1 protein-coding gene is annotated in these 731 nt (G+C 58.8%); it reads right to left on the minus strand.

Going from position 1 to position 731, the window contains the following annotated elements; genetic code table 11:
• The coding region (locus EVC45_RS46485; protein ID WP_211193619.1) for a hypothetical protein at positions 1–237 on the minus strand (237 nt) is incomplete at its 3' end.
• Positions 238–731: the final 494 nt, after the last annotated feature.

Consider the following 731-nt stretch of genomic DNA (forward strand, 5'->3'; position numbering starts at 1 on the left):
CCTCGCCAGCTCCGAAAGCCATTCCCGGTGGGGCTCGCAGACAAATTCGGCCCCTTCGGAAAACCCGCAATCAGTTGAGAGAATCCCCGCAACCGCAAACAGAACAAACGCGGCCGCAAGCGTCATTTCGATGAGGCCATCTCCGAGGAACGCTTTCGCACCATCGAGCGCGTGTTCGCCTGGGAAGACACGTTCCGCCGCCTGCTGCTGCGCTTCGAGCGCATCAGTGTCGTGCACTACGCGCTCAAGACACTCGCGTACACGATGATCAACCTGAGGCATTACTGACGCAGCTGATCCGGGTTCTCGCGCCGAGTGCTGCACGCTGGCCCGTGCAACGCGCCGTGACCTAGCTTGCCCACATCAGACCCAATCACTTCGCCCGTCAGGTCACCACCTCGCAGTGCGCATTTTGCCATGCCGGGCACTTCATGCATCAACGGCTCGTTGCGCACACAACCGCTGAATCCCATTCGAAACCCGCAACCAGTTGGGATTGGTCACTGGACTCTTTCTACCCGACCCTCAGCCGCCGTGCAAGTGACCCTGCTGAAGAAAGCCGCTGCTCGACAGCCTCCAGCACTACCACACACTTTATCCACTACCCCGGCATCAGTGAAAACGCCAGGTTAGCCAAAATCAAATGGTTTTACCAGCTGTCGGCGATAGCATCGAGTTCGTCTTGTGTGTAGACCGAGAGGTCGGTTCCCTTGGGAAGGTACTGCCGCAGC

This window comes from Paraburkholderia sp. UYCP14C, from assembly GCF_004197395.1.
Lineage (GTDB): Bacteria > Pseudomonadota > Gammaproteobacteria > Burkholderiales > Burkholderiaceae > Paraburkholderia.